Annotated in this window: 26 protein-coding genes; 5 read left to right on the forward strand and 21 right to left on the reverse strand. The window is 51.3% G+C overall.

Annotated elements, in window-relative coordinates:
- The coding region (locus ULO1_RS05565) for a group II intron maturase-specific domain-containing protein (RefSeq protein WP_278308211.1) at positions 1 to 460 on the forward strand (460 nt) is incomplete at its 5' end.
- A 69-nt stretch (positions 461 to 529) separates the two neighbouring features.
- Here ULO1_RS05565 and ULO1_RS05570 read toward each other — a convergent pair.
- The 8 genes from ULO1_RS05570 to thiL all read right to left on the reverse strand — a co-directional run bounded on the left by ULO1_RS05570 (position 530) and on the right by thiL (position 6548).
- Entirely contained in the window at positions 530 to 961 is a 432-nt protein-coding gene (locus tag ULO1_RS05570) for an ACT domain-containing protein (RefSeq protein WP_079933129.1), read from the reverse strand.
- A gap of 11 nt (positions 962 to 972) precedes the next feature.
- Positions 973 to 2274, reverse strand: a complete 1302-nt coding sequence (locus ULO1_RS05575) for a phenylacetate--CoA ligase family protein (protein ID WP_079933130.1) — start codon at positions 2272 to 2274, stop codon at positions 973 to 975.
- A 227-nt stretch (positions 2275 to 2501) separates the two neighbouring features.
- The gene (locus tag ULO1_RS05580) at positions 2502 to 2804 is read right to left on the reverse strand and encodes a hypothetical protein (protein WP_078666334.1); all 303 of its coding nucleotides are present in this window, start codon (positions 2802 to 2804) and stop codon (positions 2502 to 2504) included.
- Between the two features lie 82 nt (positions 2805 to 2886).
- A complete protein-coding gene (tsaD, locus tag ULO1_RS05585) occupies positions 2887 to 3891 on the reverse strand; it encodes a tRNA (adenosine(37)-N6)-threonylcarbamoyltransferase complex transferase subunit TsaD (RefSeq protein WP_079907671.1) in 1005 nt (334 codons plus the stop codon).
- A gap of 3 nt (positions 3892 to 3894) precedes the next feature.
- Entirely contained in the window at positions 3895 to 4359 is a 465-nt protein-coding gene (rimI, locus tag ULO1_RS14525) for a ribosomal protein S18-alanine N-acetyltransferase (protein ID WP_242946660.1), read from the reverse strand.
- Positions 4322 to 5074, reverse strand: coding sequence for a tRNA (adenosine(37)-N6)-threonylcarbamoyltransferase complex dimerization subunit type 1 TsaB (gene tsaB, locus ULO1_RS05590; RefSeq protein ID WP_079907668.1), 753 nt, complete (start codon positions 5072 to 5074; stop codon positions 4322 to 4324). Before tsaB ends, rimI begins: the two co-directional genes overlap by 38 nt.
- Positions 5055 to 5543 carry a tRNA (adenosine(37)-N6)-threonylcarbamoyltransferase complex ATPase subunit type 1 TsaE gene (gene tsaE / locus ULO1_RS05595; RefSeq protein ID WP_078666336.1) on the reverse strand — a complete coding sequence of 163 codons (489 nt, stop codon included), beginning with the start codon at positions 5541 to 5543 and terminating at the stop codon, positions 5055 to 5057. Before tsaE ends, tsaB begins: the two co-directional genes overlap by 20 nt.
- The gene (gene thiL, locus ULO1_RS05600; RefSeq protein ID WP_079933131.1) at positions 5544 to 6548 is read right to left on the reverse strand and encodes a thiamine-phosphate kinase; all 1005 of its coding nucleotides are present in this window, start codon (positions 6546 to 6548) and stop codon (positions 5544 to 5546) included. It lies immediately after the preceding gene.
- Positions 6549 to 6659: 111 nt separating this feature from the next.
- Here thiL and ULO1_RS05605 point away from each other — a divergent pair, with 111 nt between their 5' ends.
- Entirely contained in the window at positions 6660 to 7319 is a 660-nt protein-coding gene (locus tag ULO1_RS05605; protein ID WP_079906412.1) for an N-acetylmuramoyl-L-alanine amidase, read from the forward strand.
- A gap of 67 nt (positions 7320 to 7386) precedes the next feature.
- Positions 7387 to 7815 carry a hypothetical protein gene (locus ULO1_RS05610; protein WP_078666339.1) on the forward strand — a complete coding sequence of 143 codons (429 nt, stop codon included), beginning with the start codon at positions 7387 to 7389 and terminating at the stop codon, positions 7813 to 7815.
- 23 nt (positions 7816 to 7838) lie between these two features.
- Here the strand turns inward: ULO1_RS05610 and ULO1_RS05615 are convergent, their stop codons facing one another.
- From ULO1_RS05615 to ULO1_RS05635, 5 genes are read right to left on the reverse strand one after another with little or no spacing between them, the layout of a single operon-like run.
- On the reverse strand, positions 7839 to 8456 hold the full coding sequence (locus ULO1_RS05615; RefSeq protein WP_078665304.1) for a DUF3786 domain-containing protein: 618 nt from the start codon (positions 8454 to 8456) through the stop codon (positions 7839 to 7841).
- Between the two features lie 23 nt (positions 8457 to 8479).
- Complete coding sequence (locus ULO1_RS05620) at positions 8480 to 9655, reverse strand: MFS transporter (protein ID WP_078665305.1); 1176 nt, start codon at positions 9653 to 9655, stop codon at positions 8480 to 8482.
- Positions 9656 to 9682: 27 nt separating this feature from the next.
- Complete coding sequence (locus ULO1_RS05625) at positions 9683 to 10813, reverse strand: amidohydrolase (RefSeq protein ID WP_375804186.1); 1131 nt, start codon at positions 10811 to 10813, stop codon at positions 9683 to 9685.
- Positions 10813 to 11640: a hypothetical protein gene (locus ULO1_RS05630; RefSeq protein ID WP_242947902.1), complete on the reverse strand. Its 828-nt coding sequence runs from the start codon at positions 11638 to 11640 to the stop codon at positions 10813 to 10815. The genes ULO1_RS05625 and ULO1_RS05630 overlap by 1 nt, the downstream gene beginning before the upstream one ends.
- Positions 11641 to 11653: 13 nt before the next feature.
- Positions 11654 to 13813, reverse strand: coding sequence for a Tex family protein (locus tag ULO1_RS05635; protein WP_079906410.1), 2160 nt, complete (start codon positions 13811 to 13813; stop codon positions 11654 to 11656).
- A 114-nt stretch (positions 13814 to 13927) separates the two neighbouring features.
- Here ULO1_RS05635 and ULO1_RS05640 point away from each other — a divergent pair, with 114 nt between their 5' ends.
- The gene (locus ULO1_RS05640; RefSeq protein ID WP_143311933.1) at positions 13928 to 15634 is read left to right on the forward strand and encodes a sigma-54-dependent Fis family transcriptional regulator; all 1707 of its coding nucleotides are present in this window, start codon (positions 13928 to 13930) and stop codon (positions 15632 to 15634) included.
- Positions 15635 to 15655: 21 nt separating this feature from the next.
- Here the strand turns inward: ULO1_RS05640 and ULO1_RS05645 are convergent, their stop codons facing one another.
- The 7 genes from ULO1_RS05645 to lpdA form a co-directional block, all read right to left on the reverse strand.
- Positions 15656 to 16357, reverse strand: a complete 702-nt coding sequence (locus ULO1_RS05645) for a gamma-glutamyl-gamma-aminobutyrate hydrolase family protein (RefSeq protein ID WP_078665308.1) — start codon at positions 16355 to 16357, stop codon at positions 15656 to 15658.
- Between the two features lie 13 nt (positions 16358 to 16370).
- Positions 16371 to 17306, reverse strand: coding sequence for a hypothetical protein (locus ULO1_RS05650; RefSeq protein WP_078665309.1), 936 nt, complete (start codon positions 17304 to 17306; stop codon positions 16371 to 16373).
- Positions 17307 to 17428: 122 nt separating this feature from the next.
- Entirely contained in the window at positions 17429 to 18757 is a 1329-nt protein-coding gene (gene glnA / locus ULO1_RS05655; RefSeq protein ID WP_078665310.1) for a type I glutamate--ammonia ligase, read from the reverse strand.
- Positions 18758 to 18962: 205 nt separating this feature from the next.
- Positions 18963 to 19538, reverse strand: a complete 576-nt coding sequence (locus ULO1_RS05660; RefSeq protein ID WP_078665311.1) for an ANTAR domain-containing response regulator — start codon at positions 19536 to 19538, stop codon at positions 18963 to 18965.
- A 74-nt stretch (positions 19539 to 19612) separates the two neighbouring features.
- The gene (locus ULO1_RS05665) at positions 19613 to 19963 is read right to left on the reverse strand and encodes a type II toxin-antitoxin system PemK/MazF family toxin (protein WP_078665312.1); all 351 of its coding nucleotides are present in this window, start codon (positions 19961 to 19963) and stop codon (positions 19613 to 19615) included.
- A 2-nt stretch (positions 19964 to 19965) separates the two neighbouring features.
- Positions 19966 to 20238, reverse strand: coding sequence for a CopG family ribbon-helix-helix protein (locus ULO1_RS05670; RefSeq protein WP_278307548.1), 273 nt, complete (start codon positions 20236 to 20238; stop codon positions 19966 to 19968).
- Between the two features lie 98 nt (positions 20239 to 20336).
- On the reverse strand, positions 20337 to 21716 hold the full coding sequence (gene lpdA / locus ULO1_RS05675; RefSeq protein ID WP_079933132.1) for a dihydrolipoyl dehydrogenase: 1380 nt from the start codon (positions 21714 to 21716) through the stop codon (positions 20337 to 20339).
- A 209-nt stretch (positions 21717 to 21925) separates the two neighbouring features.
- Between lpdA and ULO1_RS05680 the strand changes: the two genes are divergently transcribed.
- A complete protein-coding gene (locus ULO1_RS05680) occupies positions 21926 to 22300 on the forward strand; it encodes a hypothetical protein (RefSeq protein ID WP_079906406.1) in 375 nt (124 codons plus the stop codon).
- Between the two features lie 44 nt (positions 22301 to 22344).
- Here the strand turns inward: ULO1_RS05680 and ULO1_RS05685 are convergent, their stop codons facing one another.
- Positions 22345 to 23082, reverse strand: coding sequence for a hypothetical protein (locus tag ULO1_RS05685; protein ID WP_079906405.1), 738 nt, complete (start codon positions 23080 to 23082; stop codon positions 22345 to 22347).
- Between the last annotated feature and the right edge of the window lie 6 nt (positions 23083 to 23088).

A 23088-nucleotide genomic window follows, 5' to 3' on the forward strand; every position in this document is an offset into this window, starting at 1 on the left:
GTTTCTGGGCTTCAGCATGTACAGAGGGAAAGACAGAGTAGGAATCAGATTAGCCCCGGAAACAGTTAAACGGGTAAAGAATAGACTTCGGGAAATGACATCACGAAGCAGGGCAGAGAAGATTTCGGACCGCATCAAGAGCATCAATGCCTACCTTGGAGGCTGGATAGGATACTACGCGCTGGCGGAAACGCCGGGCGTATTCCAGGAAATCGAAGGGTGGCTAAGGCGAAGATTGCGGATGTGCGTCTGGAAACAATGGAAACGTGTCCGAACCCGATACCGTGAACTGCGGGCCTTGGGCCTACCGGAGCGAGTAGTCCATATAATGGCTAATGCCCGTAAAGGCTACTGGCGAATGTCTCGACAATTAAATAACGCCCTGAACAATGCCTACTGGCAAAGTCAGGGCTTGAAGAGTTTGACTGAACGTTATCATCGCATTCGTCAAGCTTGGTGAACCGCCGTATACCGAACGGTACGTACGGTGGTGTGAGAGGACGGGGGTTAATCACCCCCTTCTACTCGATTATAAATTATATACCTCTTCGCCTCTCAGTGTATTGATTCCGGCCTCAGCCAGGGCCTGAATGGCCCTTTCCAGTTCTTCCACCCGGAAAACCACCACCGCTTTATCGGTAGCCTTTTCCACAAAGGCGTAAACATATTCAATATTTAGCCCGGCAGCCTGCAAGGCACTTAGGGCCGCATTCAAGCCACCAGGAGTATCATCGATTTCTACAGCCAGTACCTCAGTTATACTAACAGCAAAACCAGCGGCTTTCAGCACCTGATAAGCCGTCTCCGGGTCATTGACTATCAAACGCAGAATGCCAAAATCGCTGGTATCGGCCAGGGAAAGGGCGCGAATATTGATTTGATGCTGGGCCAGAATTTCCGTTACCCGCACCAGGCGCCCGGCCTTGTTTTCCAGAAACAGGGATATTTGCTTGATTTTCATCATCCCACCTCCTACAATTCCCGTTTGTCCACGACCCGCTTGGCTTTTCCTTCACTGCGGGGAATGGTCCGGGGTTCCACCAGCTTGATTCTGGCGGAAATGCCCAGGACACTCTGGATTTCCTGCCTTAATTTGTATTCCAGTTCTTCCAGCCGGCGCACCTCATCGGAGAACATGCGCTCAGACACTTCCACCCAGATCTCCAGCTGGTCCAGATTATCCTTGCGGTCTACCACCAGCAGATAATGGGGCTCGGTTTCCCCGATTTCCAGCAGCACGCTTTCCACCTGGGAGGGGAAGACATTGACCCCGCGGATGATCAGCATATCATCACTGCGGCCCATCACTCTCTCCATGCGGACAAAAGTCCGGCCACAGCTGCAGGTTTCCCAGTGTAAGACGGAAATATCCCGGGTACGATAACGGATAACCGGGAAGGCTTCCTTATTCAGAGTAGTGAAAACCAGTTCCCCTTTTTCCCCATCAGGCAGGACTTCTCCGGTTTCCGGGTCGATGATTTCAGGCAGGAAGTAATCTTCATTGATATGCAAGCCATTCTGGGCTTCACATTCACAGGATACCCCCGGCCCGATGATTTCACTCAAACCGTAAATATCCAGGGCCTTGATGCCCCAGGCTGCTTCCAGCTCCTTGCGCATGTTATTGGACCAGGGTTCGGCACCGAAAATACCGATGCGTACCGGCAATTCCCGCGGGTCCACCCCCAGTTCCCTTGCCTCCTCTGCCAGGTAGAGAGCATAGGAAGGAGTACAGGCCAGGACATTGGTGCCAAAATCCTGCATCAGCATGATCTGGCGTTTGCTATTGCCCCCGGATATAGGAACAACCGTACAACCCAGTCTTTCTGCCCCATAATGAAAACCCAGACCACCGGTAAAGAGGCCATAGCCATAGGCGATCTGAATAGTATCTTCCGGCCTGACCCCGGTCCAGGAAAGACAGCGGGCCATCAACTCTGCCCAGTTGGCAATATCCTGCCGGGTATAGCCTACTACTGTCGGCTTACCAGTAGTACCTGAGGATGCATGCACTCGTACTAATTCCTCTTTGGGAACAGTAAATAAGCCAAAGGGATAATTATCCCGCAAATCCTGTTTGGTAGTAAAAGGCAAGAAACGCAAATCTTCAAGACTCCTGATATCTGCCGGAGTAATACCCCTGGCTTCAAAGGCCTGGCGATAAAATGGAACTTTTTCATAAACCCGTTTTACCGTTTCCTGCAAAGCTGCCAGCTGCTTTTGCCTTAACTCTTCCCGCGGCAGCCGTTCTGTTTTGAGATCCACTACTGCCATCCTGCCAACTTCCCCCTTACCTGTTAGTAAAAATTTTGGAATATATTCGCCAAAAACATGGAAATTCCTGCTGCCCTGTAATAATGTTTCAACAAACGTTTTTTCGTTTATCCACAATATCCACAGGCTTATCCACAGATAAAATCCTTGATTTTTCTATGGTCACAAATATTTTTCCACAACATGCACAGCGAATTTACCCACATATCCACAAAAAAAGAGAGGCCTTAATCCTCTCTTTTCCACAACCAGTATTCTACCGGTGCATCCGCTAACACACAGGGCACTTCTAGCGGATTAGGCCCGATTATCAGTTCCAGGCCGTTATAATACTGTACTGGGGCTGCCTGGTTTTGCAGTGCTGCATAGGCACATAATTGCATGTAAGTGGTACGATCAACCAGCAATTTACTCGGTTTCACCCCCGCTTTTTCTAGATCCTTTATCTGCATCTCGATGATAGTCAATAACTGACACAACCTCTCTCTGGGAAGAGAAACGGATAACCATTGCGGGTCAACCTTGCTCATTTCTCTTCTCCTACTTCCTGCGAGGTATTTACTACAGGTTTATGCGGAGGTAATGGCTTTTGTGCCTCTTGTACCAATAGTATCAAACCAGCGGTAAATTAGCCTCAGCATTCAAATACAAGTCATCCCGGTAACCCGCCTGCCAGAGATACCAGCCGGCAGCCCCGATCATAGCCGCATTATCAGTACATAGATCCAGCGGTGGATAATAAAGCTTTAAACCGGCCTGTTGTGTGCGCTCCTCCAGCCGCTGGCGCAAGCAGCTGTTAGCGGCTACACCACCGGCCAGCAGTATCCTTTCTACTCCTGTTCTCCCGGCCGCTTGCAGCGTCTTTTCCACCAGTACATCGATAACCGCTTCCTGAAAGGCCGCCGCCAGGTCAGCCTTGTTCACTTCTTCGCCCCGCTGGCGGGCCCGGTTGAGATAATTGAGGACCGCTGACTTCAAACCACTAAAGGAAAAGTCCAGACTCCCTTCTTCCAGAAAAGCCCTGGGTAGAGAAATGGCTTCCGGATTCCCTTCCCGGGCCAGCCGATCAACCAGGGGCCCGCCGGGGTAGCCCAGCCCCAGGGCCCGGGCTACCTTGTCAAAAGCCTCACCGGCAGCATCGTCCCGGGTGCGACCCAGACGTTCGAAACGACCATGTTCCGGCAGATAAATCAGATCAGTATGCCCTCCGCTCACTACCAGACAGAGGGCGGGTAATTCCAGCCCGGGGTGAGCCAGGAAATTGGCATAGATATGTCCGGCCAGGTGGTTAACCCCGATTAAAGGTATATTCAGCGCCCAGGCTATAGCTTTGGCTGCAGATACCCCGACCAGCAGGGAACCCACCAGACCCGGCCCTCTGGTTACTGCCACTGCTCCCAGGTGTTCCCAGTTGAGCTGGGCCTGTTGCAGGGCCTGTTCCAGCAGCGGATTCAGGGTTAATAAATGCTGACGGGAGGCAATTTCCGGCACCACGCCGCCGAATTTTTGATGGACAGGAACCTGGGAGGCCACCACTGAAGCCAGCAAGCGGGGAGCAGGGCCCAGAATGGCTACTGCTGTTTCATCACAGGAAGATTCGATTGCCAGAAGATACAAACCTCATTCTCCTTTCCCTTCAGCTTGGTCCAGATAAAGCCACATCAACAGAGCATCTTCCCCATTATCCTGATAGTACCCTCGCCGTCGCCCGGCCACCGTAAAGCCAAGACTGCGATAAAGCCTCTGTCCCGCAGTGTTTGAAGGACGCACCTCCAGGGTAACAGCCACCAGGCCCCGGCGCTCCGCCTCGATTAACAGGGCTTCCATCAGTTTTTTACCCAATCCCCGTCCCCGCCAGTCGGGATGAATGGCAATATTGGTAATATGTCCTTCATCGACAATACACCACATGCCTACAAACCCTACCACTCCCGGTGGACCTTCCACTACCAGATAAAGAGCGCGCTCATTATTCTCCAGCTCATTGAAAAATGCCTGTTCTGACCAGGGAATACTGAAGGAAAGCCGTTCAATTTCAGCTACCCGCTTAACATCTTCCCGGGTCATTGGCCGTACTTGCCACATTTTCTCTGTCTCTCCCTCCCTGCCGTCTGGCCCAGGTTTCTTCCGCCTCCGATTGTCTCAGGTACATAGGCTCGACCCGGGACCATTCCAGCCCTTCCCCGGCCTGAAGCCGCTGCCAGGCCAGCTCAGCCAGCCAGGCGGCCCGGGGCCAGCGCTGCGGTTCCGGGGTTAGTACTACTCTTTCTCCCAGTTTCGCCTGTAATTCGCGACCAAAGACGGCGACACCATCCCCTACCAGGTAGATCGTCCCCTCAGTAGCATCCAGTTGCTCCACCAATTCCTCCAGAGTCAAAGCCTGGTAAGGAGTCTGCCGTACCGGCTCCCCGCCTGTCAAGCGGTAAAGAGCAGTATAAGTCTGATTTTTGCGGGCATCCAGCAAGGGACAAACCCAGCCCTGTCCACCCCAATAATTAGCGGCCAGTACATCCAGAGTGGAAACGGGAAGTACCGGAATAGCCAGCACCTGGGCCAGGGTGCGTACTGTTGCCAGGCCGATACGAAGGCCAGTAAAAGAACCTGGTCCATGGGTAACAGCCAGTGCCGTGAGCTGCCGGGGCGTTAGTTCTGCTTCCCGTAACAATTGATCGATGGCTGGCAGCAAGGTCTGGGAATGGGTCAGGCGCAAATTCACGAACTTCTCCAGCAATAACCTCTCCTCATTACGCAAAGCCACACCTGCTACCCTGGTAGCTGTATCAATTGCCAGTAAAACCATGTTCTTCTCCTTTCTGTCGCCAGCAGGCCAGTACCCTGGCAGGCAAGGCCCCAAAGGCGGTTACTGTTATGTAGCGCTGGTTTTCCTCTGTTCCGTATTGAATCTCCACCTGCAGAAAGTGGGTAGGCCAGTATTCCTCCAGGCGTTCCGGCCATTCTACCAGACTTACACCATCTCCATACCAGTATTCCTCTATCCCCAGCATCAGTCCTTCTTCTGGTTCAGTCAAACGGTATAAGTCCATGTGATAGAAAGGCAAACGTCCCCTGTATTCATTGATAATAGTAAAGGTAGGGCTGTTAACAGGTTCAGTTATTCCCAGCCCCCGGGCCACTCCCTGGGCAAAGTGGGTTTTGCCTGCCCCCAGATCCCCCTGCAAAAATACAATCAGTCCGGCTTCTGCAGCCTGCCCCAGCCATTCCCCCAGAAGGGCGGTTGTTTCCGGACTGTTAGATACAATCTGCCACATTTATTCCTTGCCTCCTGTAAAATGATCATATCCTCCGGTGGGCCAGGGTTCAGGCCCTTTTTCAGTAAGCAGCCTCATTCCCTGTTCCGGCGGCGTAATGCGGCCAATGCGGGCCGGCTGACAGCCAAGGGCAGTCAGCCCCGTTTCTATTTGGTGCCAGTCCGCTTCAGTACAGGTAAAGAGCAATTGAAAATCCTCTCCACCCCTGAAAGCCCATTCCAGAGCATCTTTACCCAGGGTGCGGGCGATGCTGCGGGCCCCGGCGTGGATAGGAATGGCCGTTGCCTCCACCTGACAACCCACTCCGGAAGCTGTACATATTTCCAGTACTTCCCGGGCCAACCCATCGGAAATATCATTGGCTGCTGTAGCCAGCTGCCTTTCCGCCAGCCAGCGCCCGGCCGCCAGCTGGGCCCGAGGACGCCGGTGCAAAGTCACCGCCTCGCCAACTTGAGTGGCACAATCGCCCTCTCCCCCCGCCTGTAACCAGGCTAGACCGGCCGCAGAAGCTCCCAGGGGTCCGGTAACCGCCAGTAATTGCCCCGGCCGAGCTCGATCCCGTCCCAGCGGCTGAGGCCCCCGTTGCCAGCCCGTCAGAGCCAGGTTCAGGATTAATCCTTGCCGGCTTTTGACCGTATCCCCTCCCGCCAGCACCACACCATATATTTCGGCCGCAGCCTGCATCCCGGCATAGAGCTCTTCCAGCTCAGCCACTGACCAGGAGCTATCTGCTCCCAGGGAAATCACTGCCGTCCACGGTTCGCCCCCCATAGCGGCAATATCACTGACATTAACGGCCACCGCTTTCCAGCCGATATCATAGGCTGAACTAAACCGGCGGCTGAAATGCACTTCCTCCAGCATCATATCAGTGGTAAACAGCATGGGTCCCTGCTCTCCCGGCGGCAAAGGTAACCAGGCAGCATCATCTCCCACCAGTCCAGGGGACCAGTTCCTGGTCAGGTACTCGATTAAACCAAACTCACCCAGTTCAGCAATTTTCATTGGTTTCACTCCAGTTTCTATCGAATGTACTAAATTTCATTATATAATATTTTCCTGCCATAATCATCTCTCTATTCGCCAATACTATAAGTGTTGGAAAGGAGCTGAACAATGGGAAAACCATTAAAACTGCTTGTTTTTTTCTACTTCTTCCTGACAGCGGTCTGCCCTGCCCGGGCCGAACCGCCCCTGGCCGGTCAGGTGATCGTGATAGACCCCGGTCATGGCGGAATCGATCCCGGGGCCATTATTGATAATATCTACGAAAAGGATATCAATCTGGCTGTTGCCTTACAGCTGGCAGAGTTATTGCAGCAGGATGGGGCTGAGGTAGTTCTAACCAGGAGCGATGACAGGGATTACTACCCTTCCAATCGCTGCTCTCTGCAAGATAAACGCCAGGACCTGACCACCCGAGTTGAAATGGCAATCGCTGCCGGTGCCACCCTGTTTATCAGTTTGCACGTGAACAAAGATCGCCATCCGGGCTGCTGGGGCAGTGAAACCTATTATTATCCCGGTTCCGCCGAGGGACAACGCCTGGCTGAAGCCATTCAGGCCCAGTTGAAAAAAGTTCAACCGGAAAACCGCCGTCCTGCCAAACCAGGCGACTATTTTCTGTTACGAGCTACTCCCATGCCAGCGGTGATCGTGGAAATGGGTTTTATCTCTAACTCCCGGGAACGAGCCTTATTGCTGTCCCCCGACTGGCAAAAAAACCTGGCCATGGCAATCAGGCAGGGAATTATCGATTTCTTCTGGCAACATTGATAGTATATTTTTCCTGTAAAAAGGAACACTATAAAAAATAACTGACCACGGACGAGGAGGAAGATAAATGGGTACCACCATTTTAGGCGTATTTGATTCTCCAGAACATGCCCGTCAGGCCATTACCGAGCTGCGCGACCGTTTGCAAAACCAGAATGTGGCTATTATCATGCGAGAAAGTCAGCCAGAAGCAGTCCAGGAAGACTGGAACCTGCCCCAGACCTGGAACGACCTGGCCCGGGATACCATGCAACTGGCCCAATCCAGTGGCCAGCTGGCCGGCCGGGTAGTAGGGGCCACTCTCTCAACTATGTTTGCCTTTCCGGCTATGATTACATCTGCTTTAACCCCTGTGACTTCCGGCCGTGCTTATAGCTGGCGCTCCGAACGGGATAGCCGGGTGATGGTAACAGTACAGGGTACTGACTCGGTAGGCGAGGCGCTGGATATTCTAAAACGCTACGGGGCCAGGGAAATCAATACTTATAGTAATTAAAACCAGAAAAAAGGAGTCTGCCATCAGACTCCTTTTATTATTAAGTCTTTAATTACATAACACAAAGCAGCCAGATCCTCAATATGCATCTGTGCTCCGGCAGACCGGTCAAAGAGAATCTGACAGGCTGGCGCAATCTCTTCATCACCTTCCCAGAACAGAACCCGCACCGGTACCCGCGGGGCAAACCAGCCCTCCAGGGTCAAATCGGCCCGGCCAGGGATAACGGCAAAGCCGGTACAATTCCCGGCCTCACGCCAAATTGTCCAGTTCACCTGTAAAAAGGCAGCCAGCTTATCCAGCACATCGCGTTTCAAAGCAGGGAAAAAAACATTCCCTTGAGGAAGATCCCGGTAGGACGCCCATTCTCCGCTTAAGGGCAAGGGCCGGGCAGAAGAAAGATAGTTAAGCAGAATCAATGACCACCACAGGGGGGGAGTCCCGGTGTCATCTGCAAAAACCATTTCCCCGCCCGGATAGGATACACGAAAACCGACCCCGAAACTGACCAGCTCAAAATAACCCTGATCCGTATTATACCGGTAACCGCTATTGGCCGCAATCGTATCTGGAGCTAACGCCTTTAATTTGGCCCGACTCCGGGCAAAAGCCGGACTATAGGCTCCTTCTCTGGACTTCATCCCCCTTACCCCCTACCTTTCGTTTAACCTATTTCCGCTACCCGCTCCAGTGCTGTAATCCTGTCGCTGCTAAAGATAATTACAGCAAAAATCAAAAGCGCCCCACTCCAGTAAGGCAGGTGCCGATGGATTCCATAAAGGGCACCGCCACTTAAAGGACCCAGTATCCGGCCCAGACTGGCAAAGGACTGCAATAAACCCATAGCTGCTCCCTGACTGCCCCGATTAGCTTTACTGGCCAGACTGGATGTGGTCGGACCCTGCAAAGATCCACCCACCATATTAACTGCCGTTCCCAAATACATCAGATATTTGCTGGCTGAAGCGATAATCAGCAATAAACCAGCACCCGATAGCCAGGTGCCAGCTTTAATCAGCCGGGCATCCCCCAGGCGCCGGGACAATCGCCCCAGCAGGCCTCCCTGGATTACTACCCCTATTAACCCGAGAAAGGTAAACATGGTCCCCATCTGTTTCGGCCCAAAACCGATTTTTTCCGCTGCCAGCAAAGCAAAGGTGGCTTCAAACATGGCCATGGTGAAATTCATAACAAATGCCAGTAGAAAGAGAACGAATAAGGGATGGCGTACCACCGCCCAGGACAGGCGGGTTTTGTCTTTTTCCACCTGCTTGGCTCCCGCTGGTAAGGATTCCGGCAAAAAAGTCCAGGCAAAGGGTATAAGCAATGTAGCCAATCCCCCTGCCACAAAAAAGGGCATACTGTAACTGTAATGGCCCAGCCAGCCTCCCAGGGCTGGTCCGAAAACCATCCCCAGCCCCATGGCTGCTCCTACAATTCCCATGCTTTTCGAACGTTCACTGCCTTCCGTTACATCCGCCAGATAGGCCATGGCTGTAGGCAATGTGGCGGAAGAAATCATTCCTGAAAGGGCCCGCACTGCGATCATCAACCAGAGGCTGTTGAGCAAACCGAAAAGAATAAAGGTCAGGGCATAACCACTTAAACCTATTAACAGAACAGGGCGCCGGCCAATCCGGTCGGATAAACGCCCCCAGAAGGGGGCAAAAAAGAATTGCATCACCGAATAGACAGACATAAACAGCCCAATGGCCGTAGAGCCACCACCAAGTTTTTTGATATAAAAAGGCATAATGGGAATAATTATCCCAAACCCTACCATCACCAGAAAAAGGATAGTGAACAAGATGGCTATTGAGTATACTGCCTTTTTTTGCATTACATATCTACTGCCTTTCTATACAATTTAAGTAACTCGTCCCTCGATAAATATCTTTAATGGCCTGGCCTCCAGCTCCAGCGGAAAGCGGTCCCAGATCACCATATCCGCATCCTTGCCTGCTTCCAGCGTCCCTACTCGATCGGCAATTCCCACTATCTCCGCCGCCCGACTGGTAATAGCCGCCAGAGCCTGCATGGGTTCCAGCCCCTCGCGGGCCACCAGAGCCGCTGAAAGATTGAGGTAATTGGCAGGAATTACCGGAGCATCAGTCATTAGCGCCACTGGTACTCCAGCATTATGAAGGATTTTGGCGGTTTCCGGCGTCTTATCCTTCAGTTCTACCTTGGCCCGGCTGGTAATAACTGGTCCTACAATAGCTGCTACCTGTTGCCGGGCCAACCAATCCGCAATTTTATGTCCTTCCGTGCAATGCTCAATTACAATCTTAACCCCGAACTCCCGGGCAATCCGAATGGCCGTTGCAATATCATCAGCCCGGTGAGCATGGGCCCGTAAAGGCATTTCTCCCTTGAGCACCCGGGCCAGGGCCTCCAGTTTTAAGTCCCGTTCCTTATCCTCCTTAGCCAGGTAGTTGGCTGCCTTTACCAGATTTTCCCGCAAGATTGCTGCTGTTCCCATCCGGGTAGACGGGGTGCGCTTTTGGGCCCCATAAACCTTTTTCGGGTTTTCCCCAAAAGCCACTTTTAGGCCAACCGGGCGAATAAGCATCTCATCCACCACCTGACCCCAGGTCTTTAAGGCTACCATTTCCCCGCCGATAACATTCCCGCTGCCCGGCCCTACCACTACAGTGGTTACACCGCCAGCCAGACAATCCTTGAATCCTACATCCTCGGGATTGATGGCATCAAGAGCGCGCAAATGAGGGGTCGCCGGGTCGGTCATTTCATTGACATCATCCCCCTCCACCTGGTAAATCTCCTCATAGATGCCAACATGACAATGAGCATCAATAAACCCGGGGAAAACATAGGCCCCAGCAGCATCGATAATCTCAGCTGATGGAGGAATGGCCACAGCTTCAGCTGCCCCTACTGCTGCTATTTTATCTCCCTCGATGAGAACTACTCCTGGTTTATATACCGGTCCGGCCATGGTAAAGACCTGACCGTTGACTATCGCTTTTATAGACATTAGTAAATCACTCCTGCCAAACGCACAATTTCCAGGCCCCTGGCTTCCAGTGCCGCACAGAGGCGGTTAATCCCGATGGAGTCACTGGCCATATGGCCGGCAACAATAACATTGCCGATATTTTGCTCCCTTACTGCTTTCAGGGCATCCTCCGGACAATGCATGACTATCAGGGTGCCTACTCCTGCTTCAAAATAGGCCTTGAAAACATCGGGTCCTCCGGAAGTGCCTCCGGCCATTGCTACCCAGACCTTGCCGGCATAGGTTTGTTCTGAACCCACTCGAATCTGGGGCCGGGTAGCAGCCTTCTGGTATTCCGGCAATTCCAGCAAAGCGTCCACTACATCCTTGCAAGTAGCTTTAGGGTTACCGTTCAACTGCTCATCCAGATGCTTCTGTACCACCCGCTCTGTTACCAGATCGGCCGGCCAGTGAATATTGAGAAAGGGCATATTCAAAGCCTTTGCTGCTGAAGTTACCCGGTCATAATTGGTAACATGAGTACCGCGCTCTACTTCCTCTTTGCGTTTTTGCAAGGCCTTTTGTGCTTTATTGATAGGCACTCCTGCTGCTACCATGCGGTCGATCTGGCTATTCATCACCTGATGGAGCTCCAGCTTGGGGCTACCCGCCACGGGGTGGTGGCTTAATACTCCATCACACTTGAGCTCCCGGGCCAGCAGTAGCTCCGCCGTCTCCATATCAATCCCGACGGCCAGTTTGGTGATTTTTTCTCCAGGTACAATCACGCCCGAATCAGGCGGGATTTCCGTTAATCCAGCCAGTTCCAGTGCAACCTGCATAATCTCCTGGGTAGACAAAGCCATAGTTTTTTCCTCCTTACTGTTCCACATCTCGCAAACTGAGACCGATACGGCCTCTTTCCCGGTCAATGCTGATCACTTTAACTTTTAGAATATCTCCCACTTTGACCACTTCCAGCGGATGTTTGATATAGCGGCTGGTGAGCCGGGAAATATGAATCAGGCCATCCTGCTTCACACCGATATCTACAAAAACGCCAAAATCAACGATATTGCGTACAGTTCCGGTGAGAATCATACCTTCTTGCAGATTGTCCAGGCTGGTCACATCCTGGCGGAAAATGGGCTTAGGTAAATCCTCCCGCGGGTCGCGCCCGGGTTTTTGCAAGGCCTCAAAAATATCCCGCACTGTCGGCACCCCCGCTCCCAGTTCCGCTGCTACCTGCTGCGGGTCCAGCTGAGCCAGAGCCTGGCTTAACGCCTTTAACCTTTCGGGTTGCCTCAAATCAGCAGGTTGAAAGCCGATTCGGGCCAGAATTTGCTCCGCCAGCCCGTAGGACTCCGGATGGACAGGAGTATTTTCCAGAGGGTTGTCCCCATCAGGAAGCCGTAAAAAACCGGCACATTGCACGAAAGTCGCTTGACCCAAACGGGGCACCTTCAACAGCTCGGCCCGGGTACGAAATTTGCCGTGCTGTTCCCGGTAGGCTACAATGTTTTTGGCTACATTGGTCTTGATGCCGGCTACATATTGCAGTAAAGCAAAAGAGGCTGTATTCAAATCTACCCCTACACTGTTTACAGCCGATTCCACTACCTGGCCCAGTACTTCCTCCAGCCGTTTGGGATTGACATCATGCTGGTATTGCCCGACGCCAATGGATTTGGGCTCGATTTTCACCAGCTCGGCCAGGGGATCCTGCAACCGGCGGGCAATAGAAACGGCGCTTCTCTGGGTCAGGTCAAAATCCGGGAACTCCTCCGCCGCCAGTTTGGAAGCAGAATAGACAGAAGCCCCGGCCTCTGAAACAATGCAGTATTGTACTGGCAGGGAATATTCCCGAATGGCTGCTGCTACCACCTGTTCAGTTTCCCGGGAAGCAGTGCCATTGCCAATGGCAATCAGGTCTACCCCGTGGTCCTGTACCAGCCTGGCCAGTTCAGCCCGGGCTTCGGCCTCCTGGCTCTGGGGCGGATGGGGATAGATCACTCCTATGGCCACTACTTTTCCCGTTTCATCCACCACCGCCAGTTTGCAGCCAGTGCGATAACCCGGGTCAATCCCCAGCACTTTTACATTGCGGACTGGTGGTTGTAAAAGAAGTTGTTTCAGGTTAGCACCAAAGACCTTGATCGCCTGTTCCTCCGCTTTTTCCGTCAGCTCCTGGCGCAGCTCCCGTTCAATAGATGGTGCCAGCAGGCGTTTATAGCTATCATTTAACATCTCGGTCAGCACTTCAGCAAAGGGTGAAGCTGAATCTTTGATAATTTGGCCCCTTAACCAGGCCAGAAAAGGACCTTCTTCCACCGCAATGTCCACCTTCAGCACTTCCTCCTTTTCTCCCCGGTTGATGGCCAGCACCCGGTGGGGCGGAATGGATTTCAGGGGTTCCTGATAATCAGAATACATATCAAAGGGGGTGATCCCTTCTTTTACTTTTTTGGCCTTAATATAGCCGTGGCGCCGGGTATATTCCCTTAAATACTGCCGGTATTCCGCCTGGTCGGAAACTTCTTCCGCCAGGATATCCAGGGCTCCGGCCAGGGCTGCTTCAGCGCTCTCCACTCCCAGGTCCGGGTTGACAAAAGCCTGAGCTGCTACTATTGGCGACCCCGCTGCCGGATCCTGGGCCCAGAGAATACGGGCCAGAGGCTCCAGCCCTTTCTCCCTGGCTACCGTCGCCCGCGTCCGCCGTTTGGGCCGGTAGGGGCGGTAAAGGTCCTCCACCTCCGACAGGCGGGTCGCCTGGCGAATGGCCGCTTCCAGCTCAGGAGTCAGTTGTTCCAGTTCCGCAATGTGGCGGATAACATCCTCTTTGCGTTTTTCCAGATTGCGCAGGTAATTAACCCGTTCCGCAATCATGCGGATCTGGTTTTCATCCAGTTCTCCTGTGGCTTCCTTGCGATAACGGGCAATAAAGGGCACTGTATTTTCCTCATCCAGTAATTTGATGGTATTCTCCACCTGCCAGGGTTTTAGCCCTAATTCAGCAGCAATTAGATTGGCAAACACCAACCAGCCCTCCTTTTTCCTTTCTGCCTCAGGTTAATTATAACAGAAAAGGCCGGCAGGGAAAAACCGGCCAGCAGCGAATATTAACACTAATGGGAGCAGATGGAGGGAGAAAAAATGAGCAAAATCGCCGAAAACATCATCCTTAACTCCATTCACAATCAAGTGCTGGGTATAGACCGGGAAGGCCGAGTGATTGTCTATAATAAATCCTGTGAACGGGTTTTTGGCTGGCCGATGGAAGAAGCCCTTGGCCGCCACATTTCCGAGGTAGTACCTAAAAGCGGTTTAATTAAGTGCATGGAAACCGGCAAACCCCATATCGGCCGTAAATTTTACTCTAATGGCGCTTTGTTTGTGGCCAATCGCACCCCCATTATTGACCAGAATGGGGAAATTGTCGGCGCCATCGGGGTGGCCCAGGAAATCACGGAATTACAGACCATCGCCGATGAACTGGAAAGCGTCAAAGAATTGAAAGGCATCCTGGAGACAATCCTGGAAGCCGGATACGAGGGGTTTATTGTTATCAATGAAAAAGGCCAGGTCATCATGATCAATAACGCCTTTGCTGAACTGGTCGGTATCAACCCTAATGAAGCCATTGGGTTGCACATTTCCCAGGTGGTAGAGAATACTAAGATGGATACCGTCCTGGAAACTGGCACCCCTCAGATAGGGGAAGTAATCAAGCTAAAAGGTCGGGAAATGGTGGTCACCCGCCACCCTATTATCCGCGATGGCAAAATTATCGGTGCGGTGGGTAAGGTAATTTTTAAAGATGTCAATCAATTAATTGCCCTGGCCGATAAAGTTCAATCTCTGCGGCGGGAGCTGGATTTTTACAAGGAGGAATTAAAACGTTACCGAAGCATTCGTTACAGCCTGGATGACATCTGTGCCCAGAGTCCAAAAATGCACCAACTTAAAGAAACTATCCGCCGAGTAGCTCGCGGTCCTTCCACTGTCCTTATCCGTGGGGAAAGCGGGACAGGCAAGGAATTGATCGCCCATGCCATCCACCAGGAATCCCCTCGCCGCTCTGGACCTTTTATCAAAGTTAACTGTGCTGCTGTACCGGAAACCTTACTGGAATCAGAACTGTTTGGCTATGTAGATGGAGCCTTTACTGGCGCCCGCAAAGGCGGTCAGGCTGGTAAATTCGAATTAGCCAACGGGGGTACTATTTTCCTGGATGAAATCGGGGATATGCCTTTTGCCATGCAGGCCAAGCTGTTACGGGTATTACAGGAAAAGGAAATTGAGCGCCTGGGTGACAGCCGCCCCCGTAAAGTGGATATCCGCATCATTGCCGCCACTAACCGTAACCTGGAAGAGCTGATCGAACAGGGACAATTTCGTCAGGACCTCTACTATCGCCTGAATGTGGTTACCCTGAACGTACCGCCTTTACGGGAACGGAAAGAGGATATTCGCCTGCTGGTAGAACGATTTATTGAGAAATATAATAAACAGTTCGGCTTAAAAGTTACCCGCCTCTCTCCCCAGGTCTGGGATTTGTTCTTGACCTATTACTGGCCTGGAAATGTCAGGGAACTGGAAAATGTAATGGAACGAGCCTTCAATGTGGTAGAAGGACAGCAAATCGAGCTCAACCACCTGCCCCCCTATCTGCACCAGGGATCAGAAAAATCCGGCCTGGTAGATGGCACCCCATTACCGGAGTTACTGGCAAAAATCGAGGAAAAAGCCATCCGGGAAGCTCTGGAAATGTCAGGCGGCAATCGGGCCCAGGCTGCCAAACTGCTGGGAATCACCAGGGCCTGGCTCTATAACCGCCTGAAATACTATGGCATAGAATAAGGGGGTCCGGCAGGACACCCCTTACTTTTTCGCCGCTTCCACCAGCGCGGTAAACAACTTTAATTGCAGGGGGTCTTTGGCCCACATGGCTTCCGGATGCCACTGGACCCCCAGCACAAACTTGTGGTTTTCACTTTCTACCCCTTCGATAACCCCATCAGCGGCCTGGGCAGTCACTTTCAAGCCATAGCCCACCTTATTCACCGCCTGATGGTGCATGCTGTTAACCCGCACTTCCCGGCTTTGTAAAATCCGACTCAATAAACTACCATTCTTGATACTAACTTTATGACTGGCATACCAGCGCGGTGCTTCCTGGCGGTGTTTCAACACCCTGTCCAGCTGGCTATTGATATCCTGATACAGGGTCCCGCCCATGGCTACATTTAATACTTGCATACCCCTGCAGATAGCCAGAATGGCCAGATCTGCCTTCAAGGCCTGTTTGGTCAGTTCCAGTTCAAACAAATCCCGCTCTGGAGTAATCTCCCCCAGCCCCGGTACGGGTTCCTCATCAAAGAAAGCCGGATCCAGGTCACCTCCGCCACTTAAAATCAGGCCGTCCAGCATGTGTAAAATCTGTCCCGCGCATTCAGTACAGGCTGCCGGCAAAATTACCGGCATGCCGCCAGCCGCTTCCACCGCCCGAGCATAATCCACGTTCAGGGAATGGACTGTGCCATTATTAATCAAGTTACAGGTAATGCCAATAATCGGGCGCATCGCGGCCCCCTCCTTAAAATTCCAGTTTCTCATTCACTTCCAGACCGCCTTTGTTGATTACCAGTTCCAGTTTAATACTGCGGGCATTATCAGTAAAAACAGTACGGCCTAAGGGCAATATGAGCTGCCCTTCCTCCAGCTTCGGGGTCAGGGTCATAGTCTCACCCCGATCATTGGTGGCCGTTGCCGCAACTACCTCCAGCTCTGCTCCTTCTGTTTTCGCCGCCAGAATCACCGTGCCAGTGGCATAGTCAATGGTTTTCAGTTGCCAGACCTGGCCATCGATGGTCTGGGGCTGAGCCTGCTGGTCACTCAATTCGATATTGCCATTATCATCCTTGCTGTTAGTCATCCAGCCCAGCCATTCCACCTGCCAGGAAAATTTCTGCTGTTCAGTAGGTACTTCCATTCGCTTTAACATTAGAGCCGTGGGCAAGGTCTTCCCATCAGCAGCTACTGCCCAGAGAAACTGGTACTGACCTGGCCCGGTCTTATTCAGCTGGCTCACCTGGGAATGGCCGGTTACCTCTTCTTGCCCTTTCAAGAAGACAAACTCCATACCCTTTAATTCAGTATATTCCGGCTTTAATGTGATTGTTCCCTTGACTACATGCCCGAATTTTTCACCATAGATGGGATTGTCAGTGCTATTAAGGGAAACTTCAGAGATAGTAATATTTCCCACAGGGGTCGTGATAGTTTTCTCTAATTTCAGTACTTTGCTATCCATTTTTTCCTTATCTTCTTTTACTACCGGCTGTGTCTGAACCACCTGGGCCGGTTTGGTCCAAACGGGAGTCTTCACACCCTCCACTTTAGGAACTGGACTGGTACTATAAAAAATTGCGTGTCCGGCCAGACTTAATAAGGCCAGCAAAACTAACCCCGGAACCAGCCCTCCCTCTGCTTTTTGTTTTAATTGCAGTTCCTCCCCTTGACACTGGGCCATAGGCTCCATCCCCCCTAAAACCTTTACTATTTACTAAATATTCGCTCTTCTTCAATTAATTCCTGCCGTAACAATCAAAAAAGCCTTTGCCGGACTGGCAAAGGCCTTTCTGTTTTTAGTTTTTAGTAACGAGCCAGATAGTTGTCCAGTTCCCACTGGGTAACCTTGGTGCGGTAGTCATCCCATTCAGCAGTTTTGGCTTCCACATACTTGCTGAAAATGTGTTCACCCAGAGCTTCCCGGACCAGCTCGCTCTTTTTCATTTCTTCCAGCGCTTCTTGCAAGGAGCCGGGCAGGCTGGCAATACCTTCAGCAATTCTTTCTTCCTCGGTCATATCGTAGATATTGCGATTAGTAGGAGCCGGAGGCTCAATCTTGTTGAGAATACCATCCAGACCAGCAGCCAGAATCACAGTCAGAGCCAGGTAGGGGTTGCAGGCCGGGTCTGGGTTTCTCAGCTCAATCCGGGTGGACATGCCCCGTTTGGCCGGAATCCGAATGAGCGGACTGCGGTTTTTGGGAGACCAGGCTACATAGACAGGGGCCTCATAGCCCGGCACCAGCCGCTTGTAGGAGTTGACCAGCGGGTTGGTGATGGCCGCAATGGAACGGGCATGCTTAACAATACCACCGATAAAGTACATAGCATCCTTGCTCAGCTGGTACTCCCCATTGGGATCGAAGAAAGCATTCTGCCCGTTTTTGAACAGGGAGACATTGGTATGCATACCGGAACCGTTAATGCCAAAAACAGGTTTCGGCATAAAGGTGGCATGCAGATTGTGCATTTGAGCGATTGTGCGCACTACAGTCTTGAAAGTTACAATATTGTCTGCAGTCCGCAAAGCATCAGCGTATTTGAAGTCAATTTCATGCTGGCCTTCAGCCACTTCGTGGTGAGAAGCTTCGATTTCAAAGCCCATTTTTTCCAGGGTCAGAACCATATCCCGGCGGGCATTTTCACCCATGTCAACAGGAGCCAGGTCAAAATAACCGCCTTCATCATGAGTAATAGTAGTAGGTTTGCCCTTTTCATCCTTATGGAAAAGGAAAAATTCACATTCGGGACCCACATTCATGGTATAACCCAGTTCAGCGGCTTTAGCCAGCATCCGCTTCAGGGTACCGCGAGGACAACCGTCAAAGGGCTTGCCTTCAGGAGTATATACATCGCAGATCAAGCGGGCCACTGCACCATCCTGAGGCCGCCAGGGCAGAACCAGGAAAGTATCATAGTCAGGCTTTAAATACATGTCGGATTCTTCAATCCGCACAAACCCTTCGATGGAAGAGCCATCAAACATCATTTCCCCATCCAGGGCCTTTTCCAGCTGTTCAACAGTGATAGCCACATTTTTGACAGTGCCCAGAATGTCCACAAATTGCAGGCGGACAAACTTCACATTGTTTTCCTGGGCCAAACGCAGTACATCTTCTTTGGTTAATGCCATTTTTCCACACACCTTCCTTTACTATAATAAATATACAAAAAATACAAAACGCCTTCAGGACACACCAACATAATATTGCCGGTGAACCCAAAGGCGCCATTGCCCTAACCAAGATACCCCTTTGTATCTTGCCCAGTATTTAATTACATTATCAGTATAACATGCAGGGTAAATGTTGACAAGAGGTTTAAAAATGTATACAGGATTATTCAGCAAAAGCCAGAATTATAGCTCTGGCTACTTCTGCCTTGGTTTGACGTTTGTCCATAGCCAGTTTTTGAATATAGCGATAAGCCTGTTCCTCTGTCATCTGACGGTACTTAATCAGCATGGCCTTAGCCTGATCCAGCAATTTACGGGTTTCCAGGTCGTCTTTTAAAGACTGAATCTCCCGGATCAGCTCCTGACTCTGACGAAAGCGGGCCAGAGCCAGGTCCACTGCCGGCAGCAAATTCAGTTCATTTACCGGCTTCAATAAATAGGAGACAGCCCAGCTGGTCTGTACTATTGTTCGCAGCTCCTCTGCTTGAGAATAATTGGCCAGTACCAGTACAGGGGCCAGCCGTTCCTGGTCCAGAATGCGCACCAGTTCCAAATAAGGCAAGCCAGGCAAATTGGTAGCCAGTACCACCAGATCTGGCTGAGTAGCCCGGGCCAGGGTCAAAGCCGTGGCACTGTCACTGGCCTCCCCAATAACAATAAAGCCAGCCCGGCTTAAAATTTCCTTGATTTTATTTCTGGTTCTGCCATCTTTTTCAGCTACCACTGTGCGCAACTGCACCGTTCTTTCCTCCTCTCCACTCCTTTATTTTAGCAGAAAAGCCTGCCCCTGAACAGGGCAGGCTTTCTCTCCTGCTATATTTCTTCCAACCCCAGGCTGATAGCAATAGCCCGGTTAACTTTTTCCATGATCTCCTCATCCAGAGTACTAACTTTCTCCCTCAGCCGGCTTTTATCGATGGTGCGAATCTGTTCCAGCAATATCACAGAATCCTTTTCCAGACCGCTGATTTTAGCTTTAATCTCCACATGGGTGGGGAGTTTGGCTTTACTGATCTGGGAAGTAATGGCCGCCACTATGGTGGTGGGACTATGCTGGTTGCCAATATCATTTTGCAGGACCAGAACTGGTCGAGTTCCGCCCTGTTCTGAGCCCACCACCGGGCTAAGCTCTGCGTAAAAGATATCACCGCGGCGAATCCGCATACTTATTCCCCCTCTGCCGCTTGCCACAGGGGAAGGGTTCCATCGACCTCCAGGCCCATATACTCGTTAGCCAGAGACAGGTTAATCGGGGCCATTTCCATATAGCCGCGGATCATTTGCTCCCTGATCTGCCGTTTTTTTCGTTCTGCTATATAGTGCTGGACAGCTTCACGAAATAACTGGCTGCGGTTCAGTTTTTCCGCTGAAGCCAGACCATCCACCTCAGCCAGCAATTGATCGGGCAGGCTGATCATCACCCTTCTGGATTCAGCCAAGCTCCACACCCCCTGTTAGGTTCATACCGTATATCAAGAGACCATGCTTTATTATATACGCCTACCATAGTATTGTCAATATTGGCAGACCCTATACACTAAATATGGATGGCCAGGTCATGGGCTGCCTCTGCTGCCTCCAGCATAGCTTCCGCCAGGGTGGGGTGAGCATGAACTGTGCGGGTAATCCCCGCAAGTCCCAAACGGTTGACCAGGGCCAGAGTTCCCTCAGCGATCAGGTCGCTGGCGTGGGGCCCTATAATATGCCAGCCCAGAATTTCCCCGCTTTCCGCCTCAATAACGATTTTGACAAATCCCTCAGTTTCCCCCATGGCCTGGGCTTTACCAATAGCCATAAAGGGAAATTTGGCAGTTTTAACTTTATATCCTCTGGCTTCTGCTTCCAGGGCAGTCAAACCCACCGTAGCAATTTCCGGTCGGGTAAAAATACAGGCTGGAACCTCTTCCACTTTGAGGGGCGGCAGTTCCTTGCCCAGGATATGGGCTACTGCTACCAGGCCCTGATAACTGGCTACATGGGCCAGCTGCAGTTTGCCGGTAATATCCCCGATAGCATATATACCCGGCACGCTGGTACGTCCATATTCGTCTACCAGCACCTCTCCTCTTTCTCCCAAAGCTACTCCTAAATTCTCCAGGCCAATACCTCTGGTATTGAGCTGACGACCAATCGAAATCAAAACCAGGTCAGCCGCTACTTTTTCCCCGTTGGACAAAGTAAGAGTAATTTCCTCCCCCTTTTCCACCTGTTCCACTTTAACCCCGGCTTTGACACTGATGCCAGCTTTACGGAAGATAACTCCCAGTTGACGGCTGATTTCCGGATCCACTGTGGGCAGAATGGATTTCATAGCTTCGATTACCGTAACTTCATTGCCCATTTCCCGGAAAATCGAGGCAAATTCACAGCCGATAACACCGCCACCGATAATCGTCAGGCGCCTGGGAATCTCCATCAGATTCAAAGCCTCATTACTGGTGATTACCCGCTGGCCATCATAACCCAGGTCTGTAATCAGTGCCGGTTCGGAACCTGTAGCCAGTATGATGTTTTGTCCTGTCAGTACCAGCTCTTCTCCTTCTGGTGTATTTACCGTGACCTGGTTAGTTCCCGTTAAACGTCCAGTTCCTTTTACCAGGGTAATTTTATTCTTTTTGAACAGGAAGTGAATTCCCTTTACCAGCCGTGCTACCACCTGATTTTTACGATTTAAAATCTTTTCCCATTGGATCTGGACCGGCCCGGTCTCGAGTCCCCAATCAGCTGCTTCCTTTAACTGGGCCATCCGCCCTGCCGCCGCAGTAAACACTTTGGTGGGAATACAGCCCCGGTTCAGACAGGTACCTCCCAGTTCTTCTTTTTCCACCACTGCTACCCTGGCTCCCCACTGAGCCGCCCGGATAGCAGCTACATACCCACCAGGACCACCGCCTAAAATGACAATGTCGTAATGCATACTGTTACCTCCCTGTCTTGTCTTCCTATGGTGGACCACCTCTATTATTGTACCTGAAAATACTGACAAATGCTATCCTCATATTGTTTATTGCTATGGCCCAAGTGCCACCAAATAGGTAAAAATTAGACAAATTAACCAGCCCACTTGTTCTGACAACAACATAAATTAATACAGATATAAAGGGAAAACAAGGAGGAATAAGGAAAATGACTAATGAAGGACATAATTACCTCACCTTATCAACCGGGGTAGTTAGAAAAGATGCCTCCACTACTCAGGTCCGCATCAATTCCGTGAACCTGGACCCTGATGATCAGCGACAAATAACTATCCAGGTTTTTGACTGGACCACAGGCAGTCCCACCCAAATCGGCACAGATATTAATGTTACTCTTAACCCTAATAAGTCAAACAGCTCGACTGTAGCTTTGTTAGTCACCGTTACCGATTATGAAATCAGAGTTAAAGTTCCCAATGATGAAGATGTCATTGTCAATACCTTTGGCGAAACTGCCTTAGGGGTTATGATTGGTGCTAATACTGTTTTGTTTAAAGATCTGGTCAAACTAAGCCTGGTATAATGTAAAAAGGAGGGCACTTTAGCGCCCTCCTTCTTGATTTTTCCTTATCCTACATATAACTGCCCGTAAGGCCGGGTAGAAACTGGACGGAGTTTGAAAAACTGCTCTCCCATGATAGCATCCAGCTCCAGGCTGAAGTCCTGACAGTACTCAGCTAGAATAGCCCGCAATAATTGCAGGTCTTCAGTATCAGCTGGAAAAATGCTGCACTCTTTGCCCAGTTGAGCAGGATCCACTTCTCCCCGCAGATAGATGACACCACCGTGCATGCCTGTACCAACCAGTTCCCCTACCAGAGGCTGGTTAGGCTGCCGGTCCAGTCCCAGTACCACCAGTATACCCCCGGCCATGTATTCACCCAGGAAGTCGCCGGCACTACCGCCGATCACCATTACCGGCCGTTGCTGCTGGTATTCCTTCATGTGGATACCTACCCGGTAGCCCACACTGCCGCGGATGAAAAGTTTGCCTCCCCGCATGGCATAGCCGAGAACATCCCCGGCCTGACCATGGATGACAATTTTACCCGCATTCATGGTGTTGCCGATGGCATCCTGGCCATTGCCGTGGACGATGATGGTAGGACCATCCAGAAACGCCCCCAGATCAGACCCCGGGGTTCCCTGGACGGTGATGGTTATATCAGCACTGATACCGGTCCCAAGATAGCGCTGACCATTGATATTTTCCAGCAAAAATTCCCGTTCTCCTGCCGCTACCTGGGCTTTTAGCCACTGGTTCAAGTCTTTATAGTGCATTCCTTTCCCATTCAGTTTCTGCATTCCCTG

This window comes from Carboxydocella sp. ULO1 (genome assembly GCF_002049255.1).
GTDB lineage: Bacteria > Bacillota.